This window comes from Dawidia soli, from assembly GCF_018598185.1.
GTDB classification, from domain to species: domain Bacteria; phylum Bacteroidota; class Bacteroidia; order Cytophagales; family Cyclobacteriaceae; genus Ohtaekwangia; species Ohtaekwangia soli.
In genome coordinates, this window is record NZ_JAHESC010000024.1 from 96696 (window position 1) to 120572 (window position 23877).

At 46.1% G+C, this 23877-nt stretch carries 22 protein-coding genes and 1 tRNA gene; 13 read left to right on the plus strand and 10 right to left on the minus strand.

Annotation, left to right across the window (positions count from 1 at the left end):
* Positions 1-58: 58 nt before the first annotated feature.
* Both KK078_RS17075 and KK078_RS17080 read left to right on the plus strand, forming a co-directional pair.
* Entirely contained in the window at positions 59-775 is a 717-nt protein-coding gene (locus tag KK078_RS17075) for a hypothetical protein (RefSeq protein ID WP_254091513.1), read from the plus strand.
* Positions 776-883: 108 nt separating this feature from the next.
* Complete coding sequence (locus KK078_RS17080) at positions 884-1510, plus strand: P-loop NTPase family protein (RefSeq protein ID WP_254091514.1); 627 nt, start codon at positions 884-886, stop codon at positions 1508-1510.
* A gap of 237 nt (positions 1511-1747) precedes the next feature.
* Here KK078_RS17080 and KK078_RS17085 read toward each other — a convergent pair whose 3' ends face one another.
* From KK078_RS17085 to KK078_RS17095, 3 genes are all read right to left on the minus strand, one after another.
* Entirely contained in the window at positions 1748-2305 is a 558-nt protein-coding gene (locus tag KK078_RS17085) for a hypothetical protein (protein WP_254091515.1), read from the minus strand.
* Positions 2306-2385: 80 nt separating this feature from the next.
* Positions 2386-2598 carry a hypothetical protein gene (locus KK078_RS17090; protein ID WP_254091516.1) on the minus strand — a complete coding sequence of 71 codons (213 nt, stop codon included), beginning with the start codon at positions 2596-2598 and terminating at the stop codon, positions 2386-2388.
* Between the two features lie 39 nt (positions 2599-2637).
* Entirely contained in the window at positions 2638-3399 is a 762-nt protein-coding gene (locus KK078_RS17095; RefSeq protein WP_254091517.1) for a hypothetical protein, read from the minus strand.
* Positions 3400-3710: 311 nt separating this feature from the next.
* Here KK078_RS17095 and KK078_RS17100 point away from each other — a divergent pair, with 311 nt between their 5' ends.
* From KK078_RS17100 to KK078_RS17140, 9 genes are all read left to right on the plus strand, one after another.
* Positions 3711-3908 (plus strand): coenzyme F420-0:L-glutamate ligase, encoded by a 198-nt coding sequence (locus KK078_RS17100; RefSeq protein WP_254091518.1) that lies wholly within the window; start codon positions 3711-3713, stop codon positions 3906-3908.
* A gap of 118 nt (positions 3909-4026) precedes the next feature.
* Positions 4027-4284 carry a hypothetical protein gene (locus KK078_RS17105; protein ID WP_254091519.1) on the plus strand — a complete coding sequence of 86 codons (258 nt, stop codon included), beginning with the start codon at positions 4027-4029 and terminating at the stop codon, positions 4282-4284.
* A gap of 248 nt (positions 4285-4532) precedes the next feature.
* Entirely contained in the window at positions 4533-4952 is a 420-nt protein-coding gene (locus KK078_RS17110) for a hypothetical protein (protein WP_254091520.1), read from the plus strand.
* A 302-nt stretch (positions 4953-5254) separates the two neighbouring features.
* Positions 5255-5722 (plus strand): MauE/DoxX family redox-associated membrane protein, encoded by a 468-nt coding sequence (locus KK078_RS17115; RefSeq protein WP_254091521.1) that lies wholly within the window; start codon positions 5255-5257, stop codon positions 5720-5722.
* Complete coding sequence (locus tag KK078_RS17120) at positions 5703-6788, plus strand: hypothetical protein (protein WP_254091522.1); 1086 nt, start codon at positions 5703-5705, stop codon at positions 6786-6788. Before KK078_RS17115 ends, KK078_RS17120 begins: the two co-directional genes overlap by 20 nt.
* 991 nt (positions 6789-7779) lie before the next feature.
* Positions 7780-8637: a helix-turn-helix transcriptional regulator gene (locus KK078_RS17125; protein ID WP_254091523.1), complete on the plus strand. Its 858-nt coding sequence runs from the start codon at positions 7780-7782 to the stop codon at positions 8635-8637.
* Positions 8638-8749: 112 nt separating this feature from the next.
* A complete protein-coding gene (locus tag KK078_RS17130; protein ID WP_254091524.1) occupies positions 8750-9181 on the plus strand; it encodes a MauE/DoxX family redox-associated membrane protein in 432 nt (143 codons plus the stop codon).
* A gap of 39 nt (positions 9182-9220) precedes the next feature.
* Positions 9221-10321, plus strand: a complete 1101-nt coding sequence (locus tag KK078_RS17135; RefSeq protein WP_254091525.1) for a hypothetical protein — start codon at positions 9221-9223, stop codon at positions 10319-10321.
* 638 nt (positions 10322-10959) lie between these two features.
* Positions 10960-11295 (plus strand): DUF6520 family protein, encoded by a 336-nt coding sequence (locus KK078_RS17140; RefSeq protein WP_254091526.1) that lies wholly within the window; start codon positions 10960-10962, stop codon positions 11293-11295.
* Positions 11296-11480: 185 nt separating this feature from the next.
* Here KK078_RS17140 and KK078_RS17145 read toward each other — a convergent pair whose 3' ends face one another.
* From KK078_RS17145 to KK078_RS17165, 5 genes are all read right to left on the minus strand, one after another.
* Complete coding sequence (locus KK078_RS17145; RefSeq protein ID WP_317195939.1) at positions 11481-14381, minus strand: M16 family metallopeptidase; 2901 nt, start codon at positions 14379-14381, stop codon at positions 11481-11483.
* 129 nt (positions 14382-14510) lie between these two features.
* Positions 14511-15932 (minus strand): RagB/SusD family nutrient uptake outer membrane protein, encoded by a 1422-nt coding sequence (locus KK078_RS17150; protein WP_254091528.1) that lies wholly within the window; start codon positions 15930-15932, stop codon positions 14511-14513.
* Positions 15933-16001: 69 nt separating this feature from the next.
* Positions 16002-17333 (minus strand): FISUMP domain-containing protein, encoded by a 1332-nt coding sequence (locus KK078_RS17155; RefSeq protein ID WP_254091529.1) that lies wholly within the window; start codon positions 17331-17333, stop codon positions 16002-16004.
* 36 nt (positions 17334-17369) lie between these two features.
* Entirely contained in the window at positions 17370-20747 is a 3378-nt protein-coding gene (locus KK078_RS17160; RefSeq protein ID WP_254091530.1) for a SusC/RagA family TonB-linked outer membrane protein, read from the minus strand.
* Between the two features lie 637 nt (positions 20748-21384).
* Positions 21385-21612 carry a hypothetical protein gene (locus tag KK078_RS17165; protein ID WP_254091531.1) on the minus strand — a complete coding sequence of 76 codons (228 nt, stop codon included), beginning with the start codon at positions 21610-21612 and terminating at the stop codon, positions 21385-21387.
* A 109-nt stretch (positions 21613-21721) separates the two neighbouring features.
* Between KK078_RS17165 and KK078_RS17170 the strand changes: the two genes are divergently transcribed.
* Entirely contained in the window at positions 21722-22165 is a 444-nt protein-coding gene (locus KK078_RS17170) for an energy transducer TonB (RefSeq protein WP_254091532.1), read from the plus strand.
* On the opposite strand, the gene KK078_RS17175 is transcribed toward KK078_RS17170, so the two are convergent.
* Both KK078_RS17175 and KK078_RS17180 read right to left on the minus strand, forming a co-directional pair.
* Complete coding sequence (locus tag KK078_RS17175; RefSeq protein WP_254091533.1) at positions 22162-22731, minus strand: hypothetical protein; 570 nt, start codon at positions 22729-22731, stop codon at positions 22162-22164. The genes KK078_RS17170 and KK078_RS17175 overlap by 4 nt on opposite strands.
* Positions 22732-22801: 70 nt before the next feature.
* Positions 22802-23725 (minus strand): glutamate--tRNA ligase family protein, encoded by a 924-nt coding sequence (locus KK078_RS17180; RefSeq protein WP_254091534.1) that lies wholly within the window; start codon positions 23723-23725, stop codon positions 22802-22804.
* 78 nt (positions 23726-23803) lie between these two features.
* Between KK078_RS17180 and KK078_RS17185 the strand changes: the two genes are divergently transcribed.
* Positions 23804-23877 (plus strand) — tRNA-Asp (locus KK078_RS17185).

The following is a 23877-nucleotide window of genomic DNA, read 5'->3' on the forward strand; positions in this document are numbered from 1 at the left end:
AAGTGACATGGACTTGCAACGACACGGACTTTTGCTTTGCGGCCATAAAAAAAACACTATGGCCAACTTCATCCTCCACTTCAAAACCACGTGCGACGTCTTCGCCGACGACGACAACATGACCACCATGCATCTGGGCGTCTACATGTCCCTCTTCTATTACTGGAACCGCAAAAAATTCGCCGACCGGATGCCCATCAACCGCGAAGACGTCATGCGCATCGCCTGCCTCGGCTCCTACAAAACGTACTACCGCGTGCTCAACCAATTACACGATCACGGGTATATCACCTACGCGCCTTCGCATCACCCGCATATCCCCAGCCGGGTAACGGTCCACGATCCCGCGCAGCCGGTTCGCCGTGCCCCGATCGACACACCTCCCGACACAACCTCTACTCCAGACGTACCACCTACTATAAACACTCTAAACATTGAAAACGCTATAGACAAAACGAGAGGCAACGCCCCCGCCCCCGCTCCTGAAAAAGAAAGATCCGGGAGTACACGACATTCACGCCCCCTGGACCTGAAAGAAGCCGTGGACTATTTCCGCGAGCAAAAAAATTCACCCCTCGAGGCCGAAAAATTTTACAACTACTACCAGGGCAACGGCTGGGAACGGCGCGACCGCACGCCCATAAAAGACTGGCAGGCCGTGGCGCGTAGCTGGATGCTGAAAGCAGAAGAATTTAACGCGAAGGGATCCAGGAACGGTCCCAGGCCCAACCACCTGGCCACCGACAACGACAAAGATTTCGATGAGCCTATGTAGCCCGTCCATCCCGAGCGTATCGGGAACCCACCGGCACCGGCCGCCGGATATTCTTCCGACGGCCGGCAGCCACCGTGGTCAGATGCAAACCTTTAACCTTACAACCCTATGATCGACTACACCTGGTGTATCCAATTCCTGGAACGACACGGCCGCCAGGCCTACGGACCGCACTTCGCCATCGACGAGACGGACTATCCGGTCGTCCACCGGCTTATCGCCTACTTTCTGCGGCACGATGCCGAAGCCGGGCGCCTCGGCATCGACCTGAACAAAGGCCTGCTGCTCACCGGGCCGGTCGGCTGCGGCAAATCCGCGCTCATGACGCTCATGCGCGCCATCCCGCCGCCGCCGCATCAATTCACGATCCGGTCTTGTCGCGATGTGAGCTTCGAGCTGCTGGAAGAAGGCTATAAAGTGATTTCGCGCTATAGTAAGCTTTCCTACAACAGTCGCGGTCCGCGGATCTACTGCTTTGATGACCTGGGCGCCGAGCAGAATCTGAAATACTTCGGCACTGAGTGCAACGTCATGGCGGAAATCATTTTAAGCCGGTACGAGCTTTTTACGAGTCAGGGTATGCTTACACATATCACGACGAACCTGCAGGCGTCGGAGATCGAAACCCATTATGGCAACCGCGTGCGGTCGAGACTGCGCGAGCAGCTTAACCTCGTGGCGTTTTCGAAAAGCTCGAGGGATAAGCGGGGGCACACAAAAAAGCAGGACGTATAGTCCTGCCTTCCATGAATCTGACGCGAGGACTGCCATAAGAATCAAGCGCCGAATTTGATAATTTTCTGTACCATGACTTTAGCACATCTAAGCAGGTCCAGCGCGCAGCGCTGATGTACGCATTCTGGCGCGAGTCTTCCGACCGAAGGGAGGGCGACTCGTGCCCAGCATGGCGGTAGTCTCCCGACTACCTCAAACACAACGGCGGCGCCAGCCGCCACCATATCCCACCGCCCTCTACACCTGCCCCGTCGCCACAGTAAACCGATCAAACATCTCCAGCAAGTGCGTCCCCACCACAATCAGATGAATTTTACGATAAGCAAACTCGAACAGCTCCACCGCCACCTCCAGTTCATCATTCACCAACCGCAGCTGACACCCAGCATCCTCCACAACTTCCACCCAACCCATGATCGACTCGTGCCGCTTCTGCAAAAACACCATCACCAACAACCTTTCATCGCGCAGCCATTCGAACAACTGCCGGTCCCGGTCCAACCCCGGCAACACCACCGGCAGCTCCGGCATGTCCCCAAGCGAAAACAGAAAATCGACCTTGTCATAACGGTCCACATTCACCTCCGCCAAAATGCGCTGCTTCCGTACAAAAACAAACCCGTCCAGCGCCAACCCGTGAGGGATAAAGTGATCCATATCCCACACATTCCCCGTCTCGATCCGCACCCCGTGCAGCTCATCCGCCATCCCCTTGATCTTAACCTCCCGATAGTTTCCCAGATCCGCACGAAACTCCGCGCCTTTTTTTATAATGAAATCCTGAATAGTCGACATAATAGACATAATTAAAATTTTAAAGAGTGTAACATAGCATAAGCAGAAGAAGAGGCGGCCGAAGCCGCCTCTATCACTTTTCATTCCTCGCGCTTCTCCACCGCCGCCTGGCTCACGGCAGTCATAACCGTTCCGGCCACCGTCAGGTACCCGGCAACAGTCAAAACCACCGCCGGCACAGCAACCGGCGCCGCCACAAGGGCGCCACCCGCCGCCACCAGGCACAGGCCGATCGTACGCAGCAAGCGGAAAAACTCAGGAGTAGGCTCCTGCATCCGTTCCAAAACACTCATAATGAAGTTGGTTTAATCGTTTAACAAATACTCCGCCGTCTACAGGCCCGGGTGATCGACCAGCACGATCGCCAGCGCATTGTACCCGCTGTCGTTCAGGGCATACTGCTGCCCGTTCACAACCTGCATAAACTCGATCCCGAACGCCAGCAGCAACACATCCTCGGTGCCCGGCTCGAACGTCGTCGCCAGCTGCAGCTGTACTTCCGCGGGATTATTCACCAGCGTCTCGGCCGAGCGTGTCTGGCTCAGGTTGTAATCACCGGTCGCGAAGTCGATCTGCGCAAGGCCCGACAGCAGGCGAAAGTGCGTAGCCCCGCTCGGCGAGCTCACCATCTTGCCGGGAGCAAACAGTGGCAGCGCCACCGTGGCCGTTCCCGCGGCCCGATCGATCGTCGCATCGAACTGCACATACAGCTTGCTCGACAACGACGCATCGCGGCTGAAATTAAACCCTTGCAAAAGCCCCAGCTCACCGTCCTCCGGCGTCCGCTGCCCGCGTTGGTTGCTCGCGTCCGTGCGGATCACACGCATCAGCTCCTTCGTCAGGCGCCCGGTCATCCGCGAGTCCGCAACGCCGCTATAAAGCGGGCGGAACGCCGTACGGATAATTTGTCCCACCTGGGCGGCACGACCGAACTCCGCATTATTCTCGCGCGTCCGCTGAAACGACGCGTCGTTCTTGATCCGGTCGCCATTCAGCGACGTCCGCTCGCGGGCGATGTAGCCGTCGGCAGTTTTCAGGAACGTAATGTCGCCCAGTGTGCCTTCCACCTTAATGATTCCTTTTTGTTTAGCCATAAAAAAAATTTGTTATTAAGTAATCCGGCCCATTACAGGCTGGCCGGTACGCCTCGTGTGCTGCAGCGGTTCAAACATACCCGCCGCCCGAGGCTACACAAAACGACAGTTCCCAAAGGTTCCCATCCGTTCCTATAGATTCCCATTTGTTCCCACATGTTCCCATCGCCACACAGAAACAGGTACCAAAGCCTTGCAAAAAGATCGGCCATCACAGTACTTCGAAAAAAGAAAAAAACGAAGACGGGCATACGCCCTACTAAAGCCGTACATAAGCCGTACTAAAGCCCTATCAAAGACCTGTCAGCACCATGCAAAAAAATCCGGTGGTAATCACCCCCAAAGACATCCAGCGCATCATGGGCTATTGCTACAAAACAGCCTGCCGCATCCAGCGTCGCATCCGCCAGTTCACCGGCAAGCGCCCCGGCCAGATCATCACCATCGACGACTTCTGCACCTACACCGGCCTCACCCGCGAAAACGTACGGATGCTTCTACAGGATTAGGCAACTTAAGATTCGCAATTTTCGTCGGCGAAAAAAGCAACTTACAGGTGATGCATGCGAAAGGTAAAAGCAGGTAGACTTTTATTCGCTATTTTAAAACATAGCGCAATAACCAGTTATGGCGATAAAGAAGGAAGAACTAGCGACAGTTGTGTTAGGTAAGCATACATTGAACAATACCTATATCATATACGAAAATGGAACATACGAAAGATTCTACGACCGGAGCACCTACGCTCTCAATCTCACCGAAAAGGGCATAGTCTCCGCCTTCAGTAACTACCTTCGCGAGAAGGTATTATCAAAATGCCAAAAGGAAAATCGAATGGCGCTCGAAGAACTGTTTTTCAAACATCCCCCGGCACCGGAAAAATAAGAGGTACACACAAGTCCCATCGCGATCGACGTAGGTCCTACGGTTTCTTCTTCACATAGTCACTCAAGTATGCGCCAATTAGACGTAACGATTTTAACAAGTTCCGGTCCACAATAAAGCTTATATCGGGTCCAACCGCCAGGAGCCAGCCAATATCCTTTTTCAGCAGTGGCGACTACCGGGAAATTAAGGTTAAGGCTGCGGACGAGGTGCACGGCGTGCGGATCGATACCGGCGACGTGTGGGATATGGATCACCTCATCACGCACGGGCTGACGCTGGATGGGTTTGTGTTTGTGCGGAAGCAACGCATTGTAGCCGAGCTGAATACGGATCGGTACGACAAGGTTGACTTTCTGCTCGCCTTTAACGAAATGCCGGACGTACCCGCGGTGCTGCCGGAATTGGATAACGATCGGCAACTCTTTGCGTGGTTGCGGGATGAAGGGAACCTGGTGATGGTATTTTTGCCGGGGCAACATGAATCGATTATGGGGCGGGTCGAGGCTGTCGGAAACAAAAGTTACCAGCTGCGGCTGGTGAGCGATGAGCTCGAGGTGGCGGAGGATTTGCTGGAACTCTATTATGATAACATGCATGTCGTCGTGACCGGGACGCATTTGTTGAAAATGTTTGACAAGTATCTGGAGGTAATGGGGGCGGTTTAGCGCGGTAAACAATTGGGAAGTGGTGGTCCTGATCTGCAGTTACAGGTCGGGACACCGCTGTATTTTTTGCGATAGTAGCGATCCGACCGCATCTCCAAGAGAATCTGCCTGTTCTTGGTCATGAATAATTGGGAAACATATTATACGAGTAATGAATCGTTGCGCGCCCATTAATGCAAAAAAACACTAACAAAAATTTTGTCAACATCTGGGAAGCTATATTTTGTACATTTAATCGCACACACAAATTCTCACTATAATTTCATGGTGGCTGGATATGATAATCGTTAAATGAAACTTGCATGAAAGCTATTAACTTATTGGACATCATTGTATTTTCATTTGTTATTCTCTTTATCTACGCGGCAACAAATAAGTTAGCGACATATGATCTATTCGTTGCTCAATTGGGCAAATCTCCGTTGATCATGAACTACGCCCCTTCAATCGCCTGGATGATTCCAACGCTTGAACTTATACTAGCAATCGCCTTACTGATACGAAAACTTCTGTTAGCCGCACTATTTGGGTGTTTCACGCTGATGTTAACGTTCACCTTATATATCGGGTTTATTATCAATTTCAGTCCGTACGTACCATGCTCTTGTGGCGGCATCCTTAATAGTCTGGGTTGGACAGAGCATATGTTGTTCAATATCATTTTTATCGTTTTGGCTGTCTTGGGCATCGGGCTCCACGCCAAGCAGGCAGCACTTGTAGCAGCAGAAAAATTCTCAATTGACCAACAAAATGAAAGCGCTTCAATTTAAGCGGAGTAGTCGCCTTACGTTAGCATGCTGCACCCTGCTATCGGTCGGCATCATCGTCACATTGTATGCATTGTCCCCGCTGACCCGTGACATCCCGAGAGGGGGATTTGAGCGATCGTTCTTTGCGAAAAAGCTCACAACACCCGACGCTTTGATTGACCTCGAGGTAAACTCCTTCTATATAGCGGGCACGGATCATGGCCACGTCTATCTTGGGAATACCACCGCTCCGTTCCACGTTGCCGTTGTCAGCAGCGATTTGAAAGACTCATCACACGTCATGCTAAAGGTTCACATGGAAAGTATCCTGGAACCCCGACAGTTCAAGCTTCAGGTCAAACCACCTTACTTTTATCTCATGCACGGTTTAGAACCCGCAATCCTGCGCGGGCTGGTTAAAAATTGGGAAGCGTATCCCTTCATGACCGGCAACGACTACTATTTTGTAGAATCAACACCGATCGGTAAGGAAGCATTCGCCTTACGATCCTATGACGGAAATAGCAACGAATACATTCTTGCCCGAAAAGCCGCCAACCAGCTGGAATTCAAACCCTCCCTCCTTACAAAACAAATCGATGGAATATTCTGCGTTGACGGAACATTACATTACAGTCAAAACGCCAAGCGCATGGTCTACGTCTATTTTTATCGAAATCAGTTTATCGTGGCCGATTCAAACATGGACTTACAGTATCGCGGACATACAATCGACACATTTTCCAGAGCACGATTGGAGATCGCACAGATCAAAAAAAGTGGCAAAAAAATGCTCGCTAAGCCTCCGCTGCAAGTAAATGGACTAAGTTGTGTGGCAGACGATAAATTATACATTCAATCGACAGTACTGGCCGATAACGACTCGCCGGAAACTTTTATGAACGGGGCTACCATCGACGCCTACAGCATAAAAAACGGGGCATACCTTGGCAGCCTCCATGTTCCCAACTATAAAAATCAACGCCTTAACAACTTCCAGGTCTCCAACGGAATCCTGTTCGCAATTTTTGATCAATACTTATTAACATATGACCTGGAAATATCCGAACACACTAACCAAAAATAATTATGAGAACAAAAAACAGAACCATTATCGGCGGTATCCTAGCCCTGACTACCTGCGGTATTTCGCTTGCCAGTGCAACAATGCTTGCACCTGAGGACACATACATACGGGTGAAACCCACGGCCAACAGTGTCTTTATGTGTGTAAAGTGCGGAGGGCAATGCGACAACAACGGAACTCAATTGTGCGAGGTACGCGTAAACACCACCAGTAGCGGATGGATTACAGTACCCGGCCGAAGGGGCCCCAACTGCACACCCATTCTCAAACACACCACAGCGGTTGTCCACACGTGTCCCACACTGTTTTACGCAGCGGAATGACCACTAATACATAAGGATCTTCATTAGAAGGTCCTTATGTTCGTCGGTTTTACAACTCTTGATTTTCAAGTCACGAATAAGCTCAAAAGAACTCCGATTGGCTATCATCTTATTTTGTTACAAATTAACCACTGATGTTGTCCTGTGCTTAGAATCCAATAAAGCCCGCAATTACAACAGCCTTCCCCAAAAAACACCACTCCCTCACGCAGGTGATCCAAACCAATCCTTACGTAACTAAATTACAGTTGTGGTCAGCCAAATTGCTCCGTTAAAAGAAAACTTTTGTCAACATCTAGGAAATCTTCTTCAGTATTTTTACATCATCACCGCAACTCAAAGGCTTTTTTCGAGAGATTTCAAACGTCTTTACATTTTACGTGATGATAAAGAAACATTCTTTTTTACCCATTACAGTTAAACTAAAAGAATACATTATTTATTACCTCTATCCTCCTCAACTATAGGCGGTGCAAAAGCATACCAGTTCGGTCGCAAACGGATTACGTGGTGTCCCATTCCATGCTCATGTCACTTTCCTCTATTTGACCGACAGTTACACGAGACAATTTCCCCAAAATTCAAACCGTCTGCAGGAAACTAAATTTGCAAATAAATGCTTCCAGAACAAGATAATTGTGATACAACAACCGATAATCTGAACCGTCATGAACGTCTCAAACGTTTTGGGGTTTTCCGTGCCTCTGGCAGGCAGTAACTCCCACCTGGCTTTTACTCACTATTGTGAGGATGTAAAAAAAGACACCACGACTCCCTTTAGCTTTCCGGAATTTACCGGCATTGTAATCAATCTTTCGGGTAAAATCGAGTATGTACATAATGCAGTGCGATCCGAAATAAATCCGAAGCAGTATCAGATTGTTCATACAGTACCAGGCAAATGTGATCTCACGCTGAAATCCGGATTACATACTGTAATTCTAATACAGCTCCCGGCCGATCTCCTGGAGAGTATCGCGGCCAATTCGGTTTTCAGTGAACTTTTAGCGTCCGTACGAAACAACGAAATCTATCAGATGCCCTTGCCGCTTAGACTACCTTACGAGGTGCACAGCATTCTGGACCAACTAAGGCGCCATCGCAAAGGCAACACGCAGGAAGTATTCAACCAAATAAAAGTAACGGAAATGATTATCCTACTTGTCGACCATACTCTGACGCCTAAACCCAGCAAAAAAAACAATGACCAATTCTTTCTTATGATCGATAAGGCACGTTCGCTTATGCTCAACGAAATGAACAAGGATTGGTCGCTTGATTTGCTTGCATACGCAACCGGGATAAGTAGAAAAAAACTAATATTAGGATTCAGAAAATATTTCGATACATCACCGATTCGGTATCTGTATGAAGAGCGCCTAAACCGCGCTATTGTTCTGCTCAGGGACACAACTCTATCGGTGAACGAAATCACCTCGAAAGTCGGCTACAGGCATTCACAAAACTTTAGTCAAGCATTCAGTAAAAAATTCGGACATCCGCCCACTGCATATCGCTCCGCCTGAGGGCACCGCAACTATAAAAATGCTCCCTTAAACGAAAGAGAAAGGAACCCATTCGTACATCATATATTGCACCTTTGTTACGTCAACAGCGAATCTTCAAAAATAGAATCGTATGAAAAAACAATTCATTCTCGACATTATCTGCGTTCTGTTTGCAGTGCTATTTGTATACGCAGCGGTTAGCAAGCTACTGACTTATGATGAGTTCAAAACGCAAATTGCAAAGTCACCATTAATATGGCATCATGAGTGGTGGATAGCCTGGTTTATCCCAAGCCTTGAAATCGCAATTGCATCTATACTATTTGTTCCACGTCTTCAGCTTGTAGCGCTATACAGTTGTTTCACCCTCATGTTCATATTCTCAATATATATTGCCTTCATGTTGGCATTTACCCCAAACTTACCTTGTTCCTGCGGCGGCGTACTTAATAAAATGGGTTGGAAAGGTCACTTGGTCTTTAATATCGGCTTTACACTACTTGCGGTTTACGGAATAATCTTATTAAATAAGAGAAACGAGCATCATCAAGTGATTGCTTGAAACAAGAGAATTCTATATCAACTGGAATAATACTTAATTATGACAAGGCAGCAAATCATCATTCTGACTGGGTGCATGGCTTTTGGAATTGTAGTACTTTACCTACTTTACTCTTTATCCCCCTTTGCAGCCGAAATACCTCGGGAATCATTCGAAAGAAATTTTGATTCATTTGTTTCAGTGGCCGAGCGCGGTGATATCGACCTGAAAGTAAATTCATTTTACATTGCGGGTACATCGAAAAAAACAGTTTATCTGGGCAGTTATTCCGGCCCATTGCACTTATTGCAAGTAACAATTCCAAGCCTCGATACGTTGCATATGAATGTTGGCTTAGATACAGTAATGTTACCGGAAGATTATAGGGTATTTCGAATGAAAGTCGACTCACCCTTCTTTTACTTAAGCCACGGCTCGATGCCCGGCATTTTTAAAGGATCTTTAAGTACAAGATCAGCAAAAAATTTCTCACCAAAAGGCGCTCCGTTTTTTGCTGAGGCCGTACCCGTTAGCGGTAGCCGACTTGCATTAAAATCCTTAAGTCGAGAGAGCAACGGAAGTGAGTTGGCAACGCTAACGCTTGACTCGCCATTTTTTGAATTCAAACCAGACATATTAGAAAAACAAGTGGATGGAATCTTCTGTGTCGATGGAAACCTGCTGTACAATAAAGAGATAAATAGGATAGTTTACGTATATGCATATAGAAATGAGTATATGATTGCTGACACATCATTAAACTTAATCCATCGTTTCCATACGATAGACACATTCAGTCAGGCTCCAATAAAAGTAGCGAACATTAAATCAAAAAGTTATCGCACACTGGCTACACCGCCTGCTCGAATAAACGTAAAAAGTTGTGTATCCGAAAATCGGCTCTTCATCCAATCGCCTTTGCTAGCAAAAAATGAAGACAAAATGGAATTTCTGAAAGGCTGCACGATTGACGTGTACGATATGGTGCGTGGAACCTATCTATACAGTTTTCATTTGGAAGCAAAATACAATCACCTGCCATCTTCATTCTCAGTGGTGGGCGAAAATTTGATAGCGATTTACGATCACCATCTGATTCTTTATAGTTTAATATTACCGGAACAAAATCACCAAAAGACTTTAGTCTCACAGTATAATTAGCAGTTCGTTATATACCATTACATCCAACGAAAAATATCGCTCGTAAACTGTGAACTCGCGTTAAAAAACTACCAAATAAAATAAGTAAAAATAAATAATACATAAAGCATGACCATTTACAATTTTCTATTAATAATCATAACATGGCTGATCGCCATTGGAGGTTCATTGGCGACCTATTCTTCCCAAGAAAATGCCTTTGTTCGAGCTAAACTAAAATCAGATCCCTCAGGAATAACACAATGCGTTAATACGGGTGTTCAATGCGACGATACGGGCACCTCCGTTTGCACCATATATGTACCAGTTACAGGTGGTTCAACTGTGGTAGAAACATATTCGACATATAAACCCTATCGTGTGGGCTGTGTAGTTGAATTATACAGCAGTGACGGTGGAGGCATATCTGACGTCAGTACCATCGACAGAATTGTCCAATAACTAATCCAGTAGACGTTCCGGTCCAGCCACAAATAATAGAAATATTGAAATGCTCATAACAAGAGTGATGTACAGACTACTCAATATTATCAATACAATTTTCACAAAAAAAATTTACGTGCACGGTAAATCAGGAATATCGCCGACCACCTGAACAAACAAGGTAGGCAATTCATAAAACCCAAAATTCAATTACCATGAAAACCAAAAATTTAAGCCTCGCAGCATTTGCTCTCGTACTCGCCGTTGGAAGCGCATTTGCGTCGTTTCTTGCTCCTGAAAATGTCTATGTTCGCGCTAAACTGAAGTCAGATCCAAACGGCCTGACTCAGTGCGTCAACACAGGCGTTCAATGCGATGACGCCGGATCTAACCTTTGCACCGTAAATGTTCCGGTTACTGGCGGCACAACGCAGGTACAAACCGACGCAACGTTCAGACCTTATCGGGTAACTTGCCAAGTGCAGCTGCACAATACAAGCGCCGCACCCATCAGCTCTTCCATAACAACTATTGATCGCATTGTTCAATAGGTCCGCGAACAGCATGAAGCTAATAAGATAAGGCGCCTCCTAAGGCGCCTTATCTTTAAATAAAAACGTTCATGTCGGCATTTTCTATATATTAATTTAGTCTTCTATTAGCCCAAGCTTAACAAAGGCGAGTCACCGTATATTTATCCTGCCATCCCGGAGCTAATAACACATTCGCTTCGGAACTATAGAAGCATAAAAAGAGAATATTCTTCAACCTTTACATAATTTTTAGTAAACTTGTTTAAATCTGATCGTGAAAGTAGTTGGAGTTTCTTTAATTCCAATCCAATATCAAAGTTGCAAGCTTTCCGACAGCATCTACTGAGGTATTCCGTCCAGTAAAATGGATCATTCATCTGTACATTTATTCGTGAATTCACTGTCGATATTGCATTGTAAAAAATATGTTCCTCATAATCGTTCCGCGCAATTCGTTGAATCTCATCTATAGCAGAGGCTACAAGTGCATCTACATTATTAGGCGACGCCTCGAAGTTAATATCAAAAATTGCCTCGTCCATTTTAAGAGAAGTTCTCAAATTCGATAGTACAGAGTAAACACCTCTTTCTCGTTCTCGCAGTCTATTGAATAGTAGGGATTTTATAATCTCATTGAGCACTTGTATTTTAACTGTTGCTGCTGCGTCCTCCTTTCGCGTACAACGGAATAAAATTCTAACATGAACATTGCCTATGGAGTCCCCCATGATTGTGGCTCTTAAGTTCTTCAGTGGGGAGAGATGGCCTAAAACGCTAGCAGAATCTTTAGGTAGGAGGTGTGTTCGTTGTGGCCGCGGCACATCGCCGCCAACAATCGCTCCTAGGTAATGGTTTGATATTTCAGCCATTCTTTTTTGATCAAAATATCCAGCAAGTATGAATGTGTATTCACCAGGTTCCGAAAACAATTCCCTGTATATCCGATAGGATCTTTCATAGTTTATTTGATTCAATTGCTCTCGAGTGAATCCATTGTCTTCTATTCCGATAGTATGTGCTATCGAATCCTCAAAACGCAAAATATGATTCTGCTCACGTAAGTCAGTTCGCTCTCTATCTCTTAACCACGCATTAAATGCTAATGAGTCCTTTCTTGGCTGCGAAAAAAGTAAATAAACGAGATTTAGAAGACTCTCAACGTTACTCAGAGAAGCGCCACCTTTTATGCCAGATTCATCATTTGTTACGTAAGGTGATGCGCCCAGTATTAATCCTGCTTCATTATTAAGGCGCTTCCACTGCATGTACTCGACAGAGTTCAGCGTGCTAACACCCATATTTGATTGTATAGCAGCAGCTGCACGTGCTGATTGATAGTCGGCCACACCATAGCTCGACGCTCCAATCGCTCTGAAGCAGTGTAAAGCTACATCGACCCCATCGCCCTCCTTTGTTTTACGAGGCGGGCCTAAACATTTAAGTAGCACTTTCGCGCCGTTTGCGAGCACTAGTTCGGTAGTATTTGGTTCAAATGAAGGTTTGATCGAATAGTCCGGCGCCTCCCGATTTGCCAAAGGATTTGGTAGCATCATAAACTTGACATTAGTTAGAGGAAGTATAGATTCATTTTCCGTTCCCTCTAACCATGTAAATGCTTCCGCTTTCGTTGGTAAAGGCTTCGTGATTCCAGGTGGAGTTGATATGTGCATATCAACATTGGCCCCTGACGTCAGCCAATCACGAAAAGTATCAATAACGTCGTCAGAAGAAACTTGTTTTGCCAATTCCTCATAACCGTGGCTAGTATTGACCGGAAGAAAACTACCATTCATCCGATAAGTTCGTATTGAAGCCAACAACGCAGAAGATGTTCGCAAATCCGATAATCGCTGGTGAATCACTAGGCGTTTTGCGCGTTCCATCTCGCTGTCTGAAAATCCCCAGCGCACGATACGCCGCATCTCATCGCCAATAAATCTTAACGCCCACTCAACATCTTCCACCCCAGAGGCATGAAATCTTGTTTCAATGGCATCGATTCCGGCAGATTCAACGATTGCCCGCCTCTCGACTATTGTAGAGATATCGTGAAAAGGCAATTCAAAGCGTTGCGCAAGAATTTCAAATCTATTTTTAACGAGACAGTTAAACAAATCGTCCTGTACCTTGGCCTTTAGTTCAGAAACAGTAGAAGGATATTTAATGTTTAATTCCGCTATTTTTGTCCTGTAAATACTAACCGCAATATCTCTTGAGTTCGGATCTTTGGTAACGATATAACGATGATCCATTCCACTTAAGCGAGAAATCTTATCTTTTCTGTTAGGCTCGCCTAACTGATTAAAGTCCTTTAAATCACCAAAAATGCGCTCGATCTGCTTTTTAAGAACGGACACGTTTACGTCCCCCACAACAACAAGCATTTGCCGCCGTGGCCGGTACCATCGTCTGTAGAATTTCTGAATTTGCCTATTAGTAACCCGTTGTATATTGTCAATTTCAGATTCTTTAACGTTCTTATTCTCTGCGTTTTGACCAAGAAGTTGATATCGCGTTTCGTACATTGTCGAAAACCATTCACTGTTACCTCTGGTTAGTTCATTAAGAACAACAGCTTTTTCCTCGCGTACATCATTATCCAGAAATCTCTGTCCACCCGCTTGATCACGAAGAGCTAACAGAGACGTCTTCAGTATTACTGAATCATTTGATGGAATCGCTATTTGATAGTATGTCTTATCGCCGGTAGTTGCGTTAAAATCTCTCCCCAATTCAAGACCAAGACGTTGAAGACAATCTCGGATCCCATTTGGAAAGTGGATTGTGCCACGCAATCCTAAATGTTCTATAAAATGTGAAATACCAATTTCATTCGGCGCTTCATCAGAATATCCGACCTGTACTACTAAGGCCATAAACGTTTTATTCGGAGGCAGGTCATTTTGCAAAATGGAATATGAAAATCCATTAGCCAATTCCCCGTACACTACATTTTCATCCCTTGGCAAGCTATCAGAAAGGTGTATGGACGATTGACCAAATGATAATATCGTGAGGCAAGTTAGCGCTCCGGTAAGGACACGTTTTGACAGACTTCGAGATATATGAAATAGGCACATAGAACAATTAGACTGTTTCTTCATAGAATGTTCTGAGGGATGGCAATGTGTGCTCGCAGTAACAAACTACATATGTAAATATTTGTGACAATAATCCAACCTTGCACTGTCGGTACAATAGTAAGAATACTAAACTATTTAAGATATAAAACATCAATAACCAGCATTCTGAGGTTCCAAATTCTTATTATTGAACAACTCAGCTTGAGGAATCGGGTATAGGGAATCGTACGCAGAGAATCCAGTTTTAATTGCGCTTAACACATTAACCGCGATACCCCAACGTTTTAGGTCGAACCATCGATGTCCCCATTCAACCATAAGTTCTATTTTTCTTTCATGAATAATCTGCTTAAAGAGATGATCACTATCAATTGTAGGATCGGTATTATGTATTAAAGGTAACTTCGCCCTGAATCTTATCGAATCGATATCTAAAATAGCTGACTCAAGTTTATTTTGCTTGAGACGAGCCTCAGACCGAATTAAATATATTTCAGCCAATCGAATAACCATCGAATATTCATCAGTTGGAGTGACGAGGTCAAACTTCTTGTATTTGAAAGGTAGGTAAATGTCCTTCCCACCTGACGCTGTTGATGTAATCCACGTATTTTGTCGGCAGTCGTTCTCCTCATAACTTAGCACCATCTCATCTTTGAGAACATTAAATAGTGGCCCCTGCACTTTGCTAAAAATATAACCTTCATTTGTATTGAATGCATTGTCCGCCGGCTTAAGCTGCCAAATGGCTTCCAAACTACCTTGAAGAAATACCTTGTTGGGATCATCTAATAAGGAGTATAAATCAGTTCTTGCGATCACTTTAGATGCCTTATCTTCAGCTCTTGCCCAGTCACCTGTATAAAGATAGACTCGTGATAATAGTGCTGATGCGGCGAGGCTATTTGGACGTACTCTTCCAGGCGATACGTAATCCATTGACAGAAGGTTCTCTGCGGACAGTAAATCAGTTTTAATTTGATCGTACACTTCCGAAGGCAATGCTCTGCTAAGACCACGATTGATAGTGTAGTTTGTGGAAGTAACAAGAGGTACATCGCCAAAAGTGTTTACCAAATAGAAAAAACAGAATGCACGAATAAACAGAGCTTCACCAGATAATTGCTTCTTTTGTGAAGAATTTAGTCCCGAGGATGAATCCAACCCTTCCAACATTGCATTTGCCTCATAAATTGTTTTGTACATTGAGGTCCAAAGACTCAGCAAATACATATTATTCGGATCAATGTCATTTCGTTCATACTGGATGTAAAGCGGATCATCATGTGCGTTGTTTTTAAGCTCATCTGCAGACAACCCAGCGAGAGTCACAATTCCCAATCTGCCACCGCCTGCAAATCCGCCATCTCGATAAAGATCCAGATAAATTCCTGCCAGCGCTGCGTTCGCCGTTGCTTCGTCAGAAAATACGAATTTGTCGGTTATTTTGGAGTTGGGAACGTCTACATCAAGGAAATTGTCGCATGACGAAATCGCCAACGCTATAAGAAGCACAGAAAATGATGAGCGTGTCGTTATATAAAAAACGCTTCGGGTTTCACTAGAAAACATGGTCTTTGTATCGTTTTAAAGTGCGATGGCAACAGAACACGCTATTCCCATCGCACGGTTATTAAAAAATCAATCCTTTATGCATCGACAGGCTATGCCGTTCGCCCGGTTTGTCATAGAGTTGTAGAATGCATCACTAAACCTGACCTGAAATGAGTATTTATTCCCGCCCGACTCGGATACTGTGGAAGTCCAATAATATGACTGAGTGCTTGACGTATAAATGCCACCATCTTCGACGCTTCTATATCCAGTGTAGGTTAGTTTTAATTTATCAAATCCGTCGGCAAGAGATGTAATCGCCTCAGCATCCCATTCATCCTTTGTCGGTATCCGCCAGCCGGTTGGGCATGGATTATTTATACCTTCCACACCCTGCCACAAATTGTCATCTTGCGTCACTAACCAATCTCCCGCGCTTCCAAATTCAGAATCAATAATGAATTTACTGTCGGGGGGTACAACATCAGTGGATTTTGTGGTGGTGGTACCGCTCCCCACTGTGACATTCGCATCGGCGGGCCCGGTACGTGTTACTATCTGATGACCATCCGCAAGTCGGCCCCATTGGAAATAGTGCCCATATGCCTGATAGTCGTCGAGCGTCTGTGCCGATCTAGTTGCCCCAAGATTTCGATCAAGCCATTTTCTTTGCGTTGTATTGCTGATAATTATCCCATATGTAACGGAAACTCCATTATAATTGAATGTTACGTTCTCCGCACCGACTGCTGTCGAATATTCGGATTTTGTTTCATTCCCAGCCGTTGTTCCGGTAGCTGCCATTGGTGTGACTGAGAATCTTAGAAATTTTCCTATCTGTTCATCTTCAATTATTAGTGTTTTAGATGTCGCACCGGCAATCGCTGTTTCGCCTACACCATTTGCATCATTAGCCGCATACCACTGAAATAGAGACGTTCCTTCGGGATCATTTTCAGAATCGGTATACTTGTATTTAGCCGTCACAGTGCTATTTATTTCAAGTGAACCCTCAATAGAGAGCTCGGTCACCATCGGTGCCGCATTCTCGGTTATAATATCAATTACCTCACCATATCCAGTACCTACATCGTTAATTGCATAAGCGCGAACGTGGTATGTCGTTGCCGAGGTAAGACCTTGCAAGGTAACACTAAAATTTTCACTTACGGACATACTCTTCAACACGTTGTCTGCCGTTGTTGGTTGTGATACATTACTACTGTAAACAAAGCCAGTTTCAATCACAGTGGAGTTCCCAGTACTTGTTATGCTACCTGAAACAATCGCCGTCGTCGGAGTAACATCAGTTGACGATGATGTCACCACAATTGGCACAGATTTCGGCTTCTCCTCGTCGTCACAAGAGAAATTGAAGGCTACAATTGGGAGGAAAAGATAAAATAGTCTTGTCTTCATAGTGTATATTTATATGTTTTAATATCCATAACCACGTCACAATGTAATTTGCAATCCTATAGTTAACATTCGTAATGGAGGTAATGTATTACCCGTCTCAGGATCAAGTCCATCATAAGGGGTAATTGCAAACAGATTCTGCCCTTGGACAAACACTTTTGCAGCGATCAAGTGAACTGCTTTAATTAGTTGACCCGGCAGTTCATAGCCGAGAGATAGGGTCTTTAACCGTATGAAAGATGCTGCAGTAACATTATGATCACTTTGTACGAAGTCCAGAAAACGCTTGTAGCTATTTTCAGACGCGTTAATCGTCGAGTAGCGCTGAACATCGGTTTGGTCACCAGATTGTTGCCAACGTTGAAGAACGTAAGATGGTTGGTTAACTCCGGCCCTACCCGGCATATCAGACAGCAATCGAGCCAGATTCTGATGTGAAAATTGTAGCAGAAATGATAACTCAAATTCCTTGTACCGGATAGTGTTACTGATGCCTCCAAAATACTTCATCCTAGGTTGAAGGTTAACCGGTGACTTGTCAGTTTCATTTATTAATCCATCATTATTCGTATCCTCAAAATCGTAAAGCCCAGAATCCGGATTTATTCCAATAAAGTGATAAACAGATTTGACGTAGAGTGGCGCACCAACCTTATAAATCTCAGCATATGGTGAGTTTTCAATGCCATCAAATTTTACAAGTTTGTTGTTTGGAAGCGAAATATTTGCGGAAGCCCTCCATGACCAGTCTTCAAACTGCATGAGATCCGCTCTAACTGACACTTCCCATCCTGAATTATCAATAGTTGCATTGAAGTTTGTCAATACCGACGGGAATCCGGTTATTACAGAGAGCGGATAATTAACAAGTTGGTTAGAGGAACGATTGCGGTACCAATTTACCTCCAGCCCAAGTCGGTCATCGAACAATCCGAGTTCGATTGCCGCTTCTAACTTTTCTGTTACTTCCCATTTAAAATTTCGGTTCAATAAAGAAGATGGTTGAAGTCCCCTAACCCCTTGATAAGACTGCGGATAGACTTCGTATAAGCTATAGTAAGCATAGTCGCCAATTTGATCACTCCCAGTAACCCCAAAGCTTGTTCTGATTTTTCCAAAGTTTATAAATGGAATAGAATTTTTCATAAATTCCTCGTCTGAGAATATCCATCCTATGCCGAGTGCTCCAAAATTCCCGAATCTGTTTCCTGGGCCAAACCGTGACGACCCGTCTCTCCTTCCAGTAAGATTGAGCAGATACTTTCCTGAGAGGACATAACCTATTCGTGAATATATTGACATATACCTATAGTCGGTAACTTCATCTCTACTCGATTCAATAAGACCTGCCCCTTTAAGGGATCCAAGCAGTGCGTCTGACGTGTATTGAGAACCAGCTACAATATTGTAATCTGACGTGCTGGATTGCCACGTGGCGCCAGCTAGAACATTAATTTCATGCTCTTTGATTGTCTTTGTGAAGTTAATTTTCGGTTCAATGATCCATGAGCTTCTTTTGTTCGTATTGAATGTCACAGTACCGGACGTGACGGCAGTTTCCGGTGATGCCGCCGACTTTGGATACATTGTAAATTCGTCACTATTTAAGTTAGTGTAGCCGACATTGCCTGAAACATGCAATTGTGGAATAATTTCATACGCAAGAGTGGCATTAGTTACTAGATTATTAGTGACTACCTTTTGCCTATTTAGCGTGAATGACATTGGATTAATCCATGTACTTCTCGATGTCCCGCCTAAATCGTGAACTTCCCAGTTTAAAGTACCATCGTCATTATAAAGTCGGGGTGCAAATGGTGGCAAGGTAAGTGCTGCATTAACTATTCCACCGGTGTCATTGAAAAGATTTGAGTTGTCAATTCCATAATTTGCGGTCATTGATGCTTTAAACTTATCGTTATCTGATACGTGATTTAGACTAACGTTTCCTGTAACTCGATGGTAACCAAAGTTGCCAGGAAAAATCAGAGTCTCCTTGTGATACCCGCCACCAAAACGAAATGATGTATTGGTTGCCCCTGCTGAAATACTCGCCTGCGCGTCGGTAACATTTGCAGTACCTCCCAAAAGTACCTTTTGCCAATTTGTGTGCCTAGTGGTATCCCAGTATTTGAGATCATAGTCGTATTGATCAGCTATAAGACGATCGTTGGTAAGTGCCTCCCGACGCATTGACAGGTACTCATGAGTGCCAAGAAGCTGTATTCTTCTTGAAATCGCACCAATACCAGAATAGGCGCTCAAGTCGATATTGGCTTTATCGTTTGGCTTCGGATTTTTTGTTGTTATAATGACGACGCCATTAGCACCACGAGACCCATAAATTGCGGTCGCATCACCATCTTTGAGTATTTCAATACTTGCTATGTTAGCAGGGTTAATGGTACTTATGGGATCAAAGCCAGTAGAAGTATAGGAGTTAGTATAACTGCTTATGGGGGCGGAATTAACGGGAACACCATCTATAACGTAAAGAGGATAATTTCCATTAGTTTCATTCGTTCCACTTCTTAAACTATTAGTTCCCCGTATACGAATAGTAGGAGCCACACCGGGCATGCCGCCCTGTGGCGTTATTTCAAGTCCCGCCACACGACCTTGCAAGGCCATAAGCGGATTGGTGACCGGCTGTCTTTCTATTTCCTTCGATGTCACTTTAACAATGCTTCCAGTGGATTTCGCTTTTGTGTCCGTCCAGTATCCCGTACTTCTGACCTCAACTTCCGCCAGAGACATAACGTCCTCATAAAGTGTGATATTAAACTCGGTCTGTGTGTTAATATTTAGTTCTTGCGATTTAAATCCTATAAAAGAAAAGACAATGACATTGCTCCCGAAGGGTACATCAATGGAGTAGTACCCATCCGCACCGGTGGTTGTCCCTATGGTAGTACCTTTTACGATAACATTTACGCCGGGCAAAGGGTCGCCTTTAATATCCACCACTTTGCCATTGATCCTGACTAAATCTCGAAAGTATGCATTCGACTTACCACTTTCAGCCATTACTGAGACCGCATCACCATGTCTTTTTATAATGATATTTAATCCGGACTCAGAATAAACTATAGATTTACCAATGAACAGTGTATTTAAAACATCTGCTACTGTTCGGCGTCCACCTGTAATAGACACATCTTGATATTCATCAATTACTTCCGGGGCATAAACAAATAAAAAATTTGTTTGTTCCTCTATTTTTGTAAACAGATCTTTCAACGAGATGTGTTGTTCGTCGATATTGACAAAAGTATGCTCAGCAGTCTGTCCATGTGCCGACTTTGCAGTTATCACTTGTAATGAAGTAATTGCAAGGAAAACCAGATTCACCAAGGAAACACGCATAATAAAATAAAGCCTTGCAAGCCCTTTATGTGTAAAGTTCTGCTTCATAGAGGTTGGATAGATTGTTAATTTATTGAGCGGTACTGCAACACCGCTTCTTTCAAAAAAATGCAACTCAGTGGCCAGATGAATCAGCCATCGTTACCGGTAGGCGGGGGAATGTCAAGGCAAACAAAAGCAGGAGACAAAGTAGAATTGTCCATAGGTATAGGATTAGGGTTCGATACTAAAACAGGTAGGCACAACGGTGTGACCGGCTACCGCCTGTCAGGACCGTGTGTAAAGGTTTTATGGATCTGGCCGGCACTTGGCGCGGCCGCGGTTAGGGGGTGTCTTTCGGGGAAGCGGCGGGTGACGGCAGTCACGCAAAGCATTTTCCAACTACACATACAATCAGAATTTAAGACGCTTATCTGGAATCAGTTTAAAATTTAGCGTAGCATTTTGTCGCTTCGACGAAATATTAACGCAGTAAACTTTACTTATAAGAGTCAAATCGACCTTTCGGGTATAAGGATTCGGTAACGTTTTGTTAAACAAAATTTCACAATCGGCGTAGTAACCGGAATTTCATAGGGGAAAACCACGGTCAGAATACATGCAAACGATTGATGGCAATGCCAAAGGATCTATCTCAGCAGCAAGTGTATCGCGGCGGGACCGGCCTGAGATCGAGGATCCGGGGCTAAGAGGCGGGGCTTGTCTTCCCCAGAAAGGTGGCCAGGCGGCTTCTTTCGCGGGCCAGCATTTGCTGGAGCGCTTCATGTTGACGTAACAAAGCCTGGTGCTCTTGCTGCAGGGCGGCAAACCGTTGGGCCTGCGCCTGGTTGTCGGAAACAATGATCTGCTTCTGGTGGAGCAGCTCGTCGCTGCGGTGCCCTGCTTTTACTATTTTCTGCTGCAAGTTGCCCATATAGAAACTGCCTTAAAAAAATGTGCCTGCGCGGCCTCCGGACGCTCCCGATGGCTATCGGGACCGCGCCCCTTTGTTCTTTGGCTATCGGAGGCTAATTTACACGGTTATGAAGGGATCCTTTGCGTTTTTAAGGCCTTGTTGCGTGATCGGCTGCCTGGCGGCCATCCTGAGTCTTGTGCCCCACCTCACGGCCGCCCAGGACCGGCTGCCGGCCGGTTGTGATAGCGTGCGGGTCCTGGCCGAGGTGATGCCGGTGTACAAAAAGGGGTTGGAAGACTTCATCCGCGACTTCCGCAAGGACATGACGCTGCCGCACGGGTGCCACCCCGATAAGATCGTGCTGAAATGCATCGTCGATAAAACCGGCAGGCTTTCCAACATCGAGATCACGGCGGACAGTGCCGATGCCAAATGCCGCGAGGGCCTCATCCGCTGCCTGGAGTCGCTGCCCGCCTGGACCCCCGCCCGCCACAAAGGCAAACCCGTCTGCGTGCGCATGGTCATGCCGATGTATGTACACTATACCGAGACTACCTGGAACGACGACTAATTGCCAGGAGCGGCTATTTTCTTTTCCAGCGTAGCGCGATACTTCTCGAACTGCCACTGGAACATGCTGTGGTCCGCGCGCTTGTCCACCATATGATACAGCGTTTGATAATAGAGCAGACGCTCCTCGGGCGTAGGATGCTTTTTCAGGAACGTGAGGTAATATTGGTTGATCATTGCGCTATTCCTGGGATCTACCTTTTTGCCATAGAACTGGCCTTGCGGCTTGATCCTGAACTTCGTGTCTTCGCCTATTAAGTTTTGGGGAGATTGTTTGTTTTGGCGGATAAAAAGTTTCTTACCGTCCGCAGCCAGCGCCAGGTATTTTCCGTCCCATGCGTCGTGTTGTCGCTGATGGTATACGGTGTCGACGATGACGTGGCGTGGGTATTTTTGCCAGTCAACCAGCTCGACGAACGCCGTATCGCCCGAAACGCGCACAAACACGGCCAGCATAAAACCCGTACCACGATAGTAGCCATCCGGGAGCTTGTTATCGGCCGCGGGCGGTTCTGGCAGCAGGGAAGCCAGGGTCAGGAAGAGGTGAGGTATAAAAACGGTTGTCATCGCTGAAGGGGATTGGGTTTGTCGTTATACTACAGATGATCAAACCGATCCTAAAGTTTATGGGCAGCGGTTATTTATCTCTTTGCACGCCGGCGATCAAGAGGCGCTCGCCCAGATCCTGCCAGCAATATATACGTTCACGGATGCCGGCCTGGGCCGCCAGCATAGTATAGATATCTGCCGCCGTCTTCCCCTCCTTCCTCAAATACTGAATTGATGTCGCGCCTGCAGACTTCGAAAGCTTCCCCCCGTCCGGCCCGGCCATTAGCGGATGATGATAAAACGTCGTCTCCGGAAACCGCTCACGCCCTAGCACCCGTGCCAGGTACAACTGCGCCAACGTGGACGGCCAAAGATCCATGCCCCGTACGATCAGGTCGACTCCAAAATGCTCGTCGTCCACCACCGAAGCCAGCTGATACGCCGGATCTCCATCCTTCTTCCGCACCACAAAATCATGCTGGTCCCGGGGCAGCGCGGACACCACATCCTCTCCCAGCGTATGCATGACCAGCGGCGCGTCATTATCGGTGCGCAGCCGCCAACTGACCTCGCTGGCATCAAACGGCACCCCACGCTGCCGGCAATACCCCGTGTATGCGCCGCTGGCATCTGCCTGCAGGATCTTGCTGCGAGAGCAGTCACACGCAAACAGCGCCTGCTGCTGCCGCAGCTCAGCCAGGGCGGCACGATACAACTCCAGGCGGTGCACCTGCGAGTATTCCCGCTCAAACTCCCGGGCGTCGCGGGGGCCGTCGTGCCAGGGGATCTCCAGGAAGTTCAGGGTATCAAAGATGTCCTGGATGTACGCCGGTTGCGCCCGCTGCCGGTCCAGGTCATCGATGCGCAGCAGGATGCGCGCCCCGTGCCTGTGCGCCAGCGTGGCCGTGAGCACAAAGGAGTAGATGTTGCCCAAGTGCAGAAAACCGCTAGGCGTGGGCGCAATACGGGTGCGTAAAAAGGGCCTTACGGGTGTGCCCGAAGAAAAATCCATATTTAAAGATCGAAAAAAAGCCGACCGCGATTGACTTATCAAAAACAATTTTTACATTTGCGGCCCTGGAAGTTAAACGGACCGGTAGTTCAGCTGGTTAGAATGCCGCCCTGTCACGGCGGAGGTCGCGGGTTCGAGTCCCGTCCGGTCCG

Excerpts from the sequence above, each read along its gene's own strand:
- KK078_RS17075 (WP_254091513.1), top strand. The coding sequence starts at position 59 with ATGGCCAACTTCATCCTCCACTTCAAAACCACGTGCGACGTCTTCGCC.
- KK078_RS17080 (WP_254091514.1), top strand. The coding sequence starts at position 884 with ATGATCGACTACACCTGGTGTATCCAATTCCTGGAACGACACGGCCGC.
- KK078_RS17085 (WP_254091515.1), bottom strand. The coding sequence starts at position 2,305 with ATGTCGACTATTCAGGATTTCATTATAAAAAAAGGCGCGGAGTTTCGT.
- KK078_RS17090 (WP_254091516.1), bottom strand. The coding sequence starts at position 2,598 with ATGAGTGTTTTGGAACGGATGCAGGAGCCTACTCCTGAGTTTTTCCGC.
- KK078_RS17095 (WP_254091517.1), bottom strand. The coding sequence starts at position 3,399 with ATGGCTAAACAAAAAGGAATCATTAAGGTGGAAGGCACACTGGGCGAC.
- KK078_RS17100 (WP_254091518.1), top strand. The coding sequence starts at position 3,711 with ATGCAAAAAAATCCGGTGGTAATCACCCCCAAAGACATCCAGCGCATC.
- KK078_RS17105 (WP_254091519.1), top strand. The coding sequence starts at position 4,027 with ATGGCGATAAAGAAGGAAGAACTAGCGACAGTTGTGTTAGGTAAGCAT.
- KK078_RS17110 (WP_254091520.1), top strand. The coding sequence starts at position 4,533 with ATGGATCACCTCATCACGCACGGGCTGACGCTGGATGGGTTTGTGTTT.
- KK078_RS17115 (WP_254091521.1), top strand. The coding sequence starts at position 5,255 with ATGAAAGCTATTAACTTATTGGACATCATTGTATTTTCATTTGTTATT.
- KK078_RS17120 (WP_254091522.1), top strand. The coding sequence starts at position 5,703 with ATGAAAGCGCTTCAATTTAAGCGGAGTAGTCGCCTTACGTTAGCATGC.
- KK078_RS17125 (WP_254091523.1), top strand. The coding sequence starts at position 7,780 with ATGAACGTCTCAAACGTTTTGGGGTTTTCCGTGCCTCTGGCAGGCAGT.
- KK078_RS17130 (WP_254091524.1), top strand. The coding sequence starts at position 8,750 with ATGAAAAAACAATTCATTCTCGACATTATCTGCGTTCTGTTTGCAGTG.
- KK078_RS17135 (WP_254091525.1), top strand. The coding sequence starts at position 9,221 with ATGACAAGGCAGCAAATCATCATTCTGACTGGGTGCATGGCTTTTGGA.
- KK078_RS17140 (WP_254091526.1), top strand. The coding sequence starts at position 10,960 with ATGAAAACCAAAAATTTAAGCCTCGCAGCATTTGCTCTCGTACTCGCC.
- KK078_RS17145 (WP_317195939.1), bottom strand. The coding sequence starts at position 14,381 with ATGAAGAAACAGTCTAATTGTTCTATGTGCCTATTTCATATATCTCGA.
- KK078_RS17150 (WP_254091528.1), bottom strand. The coding sequence starts at position 15,932 with ATGTTTTCTAGTGAAACCCGAAGCGTTTTTTATATAACGACACGCTCA.
- KK078_RS17155 (WP_254091529.1), bottom strand. The coding sequence starts at position 17,333 with ATGAAGACAAGACTATTTTATCTTTTCCTCCCAATTGTAGCCTTCAAT.
- KK078_RS17160 (WP_254091530.1), bottom strand. The coding sequence starts at position 20,747 with ATGAAGCAGAACTTTACACATAAAGGGCTTGCAAGGCTTTATTTTATT.
- KK078_RS17165 (WP_254091531.1), bottom strand. The coding sequence starts at position 21,612 with ATGGGCAACTTGCAGCAGAAAATAGTAAAAGCAGGGCACCGCAGCGAC.
- KK078_RS17170 (WP_254091532.1), top strand. The coding sequence starts at position 21,722 with ATGAAGGGATCCTTTGCGTTTTTAAGGCCTTGTTGCGTGATCGGCTGC.
- KK078_RS17175 (WP_254091533.1), bottom strand. The coding sequence starts at position 22,731 with ATGACAACCGTTTTTATACCTCACCTCTTCCTGACCCTGGCTTCCCTG.
- KK078_RS17180 (WP_254091534.1), bottom strand. The coding sequence starts at position 23,725 with ATGGATTTTTCTTCGGGCACACCCGTAAGGCCCTTTTTACGCACCCGT.